This window comes from Camelimonas fluminis (genome assembly GCF_014656355.1).
Classification (GTDB): Bacteria; Pseudomonadota; Alphaproteobacteria; order Rhizobiales; family Beijerinckiaceae; genus Camelimonas; species Camelimonas fluminis.
Genome location: NZ_BNCG01000109.1, coordinates 1 through 2490, shown reverse-complemented (window position 1 = coordinate 2490; position 2490 = coordinate 1). Strand labels below are relative to the sequence as shown.

Below are 2490 nucleotides of genomic sequence, written 5' to 3'. Positions count from 1 at the left end.
ATCAGAAATCTCGCGAAGGGGGAACCTCTTATGATTCTAGACGTTCGAAAACCGCTCTATATCCACCAGGACAGCCCCCGCCTGTCTCGCTTTTTCATAATGTGCCCTGGCTGCCGATCGCGACGGCGGGAATAGCGCCTTGCCTTCCACGTTAAGTGCGTAGGGGTGCAAACTTCCCTTCTGGCCGGTCTCTGTGAGGCCAACTGAGTAAAGCATGCCAAGGGGAACCCCGTATTTTGACGAGGCCCTTTGCATTTCTGCTTCACACAGCCGGCGCGAAAGCGGGTCTGCCCGCGCTGCAGTCGCGTTGGCGCTACAGATACAGGCCGCCGTCAATCCGGCGGCCATCAGCCCCGTCAACAGTCTCTCGATCTTCCCGCGAACGGTTATGCTGCTCATTCTGCCCTTCGCCGCCCCTGGCATTGCCCGGCGAACCTTCCCCGCCGCCGTCCTTAAACTGGCTGTGGTCGCTTCGACCGGATGAATTCTGGCCATCCGCCGTCCCATGGAATGAGCCGACCTGAATCGCCACGACCTCGGGCTTGTAGCCTGCTGCCCGCAGGTGGGCGCACAGGCTGTCTCGCTCACGGCCGAGCATTTGGGCTGCTTCTTCATTGCGAACCTCCATCCGCAGCTCGAGTACATCGCCTTCAAGCTTCAGCGTGACATTCACAACTCCAAGATCAGCAGGGTGGAGCTGAATGCTGACATGACGGACAGCAGCCTCCGAAGCCCTTGCTGAAACAGCGAACGTCGAAGGCAACAACTCCATAAAGGCGGGCTGTGCCGACGCTGACCGGGGAACGGGTCCCGCCTCAGTCGTAACCGCCGACACGATGTTCCTTACAACAACCGCCGGGGAGGGATGCCCGGCGGCATCTGGGCCATTTGGAACACCATCATCCAATGCAGACGTTGACCCCTGTGCTTTTGACACCCTGGCCAAGACAATGTCCCCGACTGACCCGTCACTACCGACTGCCAGCATGCTGCTGGGGCCTTTTGGCGGCGAAATCGCCTGATCACGTGGCCCCGCACCGGCAGTCAGGAAAACTGGATCAGGCTGGCCGCCAGTCGCCTGGGGGCGCAACCTGACCGCAGGGGCCACAACTGGCGTGTCCGCCGCTACTGGATTTGCTCTGGTTTCAGGATCGACGGCAACCGGTCCATACTTCGTGAAGAACCCGCCGATCACCGGTTTGAAATGGGTCTCAGACCGGGTGACCCGCACTGCCAACGCCTGGGTCCCGACCGTCTCCTGATCTTCCAGACCGATGTGGTTCTCCTGAACACTTGGGGCCCTGTCGTTCCCGGCAGCTTGCGCAGGCGCCTTCTGTGGCTGCGAGCCGACCCTCAACTCCCTCAGGAGAAGATCAGCCCCAGCGCCTGCCGGAAGAGCGGTCACCAGACCGCCGTCCCCTTCAACCCCGGGACGGCCATCCTACCGCGTCTGAATCGTGGCCTTGTGCCTCCGCTTCGCTGCGCCCAGCAGGCGAAGGCAGGTTTTCCCCAAGAGCCCGCACGAAAACGTTCCACGGATTGAGGGGATGGCCTGATGGCTTGCTGACCTCCGGAGCAATCGCAGCAACGCTCCCTTGCTGGCGTTCAGCAGGTTCCTTCCCGGCGCCCCGTATTTCCTCGAAGATCTCTCCGAAGCCGCTCCCGCTGGCATCAGCAGAAGATCGCGCATTGCCGTCAGGGTTCATATCCCTGACGACTGGCAACAGCGCAGCAAAAATTGGCGTTCGCGACATTGCCCGCAATCGCCGAGGTGCGAACTCCAAGCCAGTTAGCCTGCCTGGAAGCCAGATCTAACAGATAAATGCCTGAGACCACCAAAAACCCCCATGCGCGCTACCGGGCTGACTTCGTCAGCCACGAACGTGGCGGTGCCGGACAGTGATAGACGCCTGCTATTGCAAACTGGAAACGCGATTGCCACAGCACTCAGGCGGTCAGCTAACGCCGGATAAATCACCGAAGATCGCCGACAAAATTTATTTGGCAATCGTCCGTTTCCGATTTTCTAACTTTTCGTATATCGCCCGATACCGCGCACCGCAACAGCATTCGCCTTTGGAAAATTTGGAAAAGTTTATAAAAGTATTACCTATTTTCAAAGTGGTTAACAGGTTGCCCTTGGTCCAGGGTCAGTTCTTCCCTAACCCCAAAAAGGCTCCCGGCGGGATTTCGAAAGCCGCTCTGCAGGCGACAAACGCTCATGAGGAAACATTGGTCCCATGCCAATAGCCGCGTCCAACGAGCACCCGGAATTGAATGCACAGCTATTTTTCAAGGGGGGGAGTGCATGACCGGCGCATTCAACCCGGCGCGCCGCCCAAGCGGCACCGGCCGCCATTTTAACGACTGCTTGCCAGGGAGCGTGCGATGAACGACGACGCAGCAATCCTCGTCCGACCGGAGCCCACAGTGTCCGCCGTCAGCGCCAATGGCACAGATTTGAGGTTGTGATTTAAGGAGGATCTGGGC

Annotated in this window: 1 protein-coding gene and 1 pseudogene; both read right to left on the bottom strand. The window is 59.3% G+C overall.

Annotated elements, in window-relative coordinates:
* Nucleotides 1-313: 313 nt before the first annotated feature.
* Nucleotides 314-772, bottom strand: a complete 459-nt coding sequence (gene fliK / locus IE243_RS22525; protein WP_191321525.1) for a flagellar hook-length control protein FliK — start codon at nucleotides 770-772, stop codon at nucleotides 314-316.
* Nucleotides 773-1737: 965 nt separating this feature from the next.
* Nucleotides 1738-1836: pseudogene (flgB, locus tag IE243_RS23685) on the bottom strand (flagellar basal body rod protein FlgB); the annotation flags it as partial.
* Nucleotides 1837-2490 lie beyond the last annotated feature (654 nt).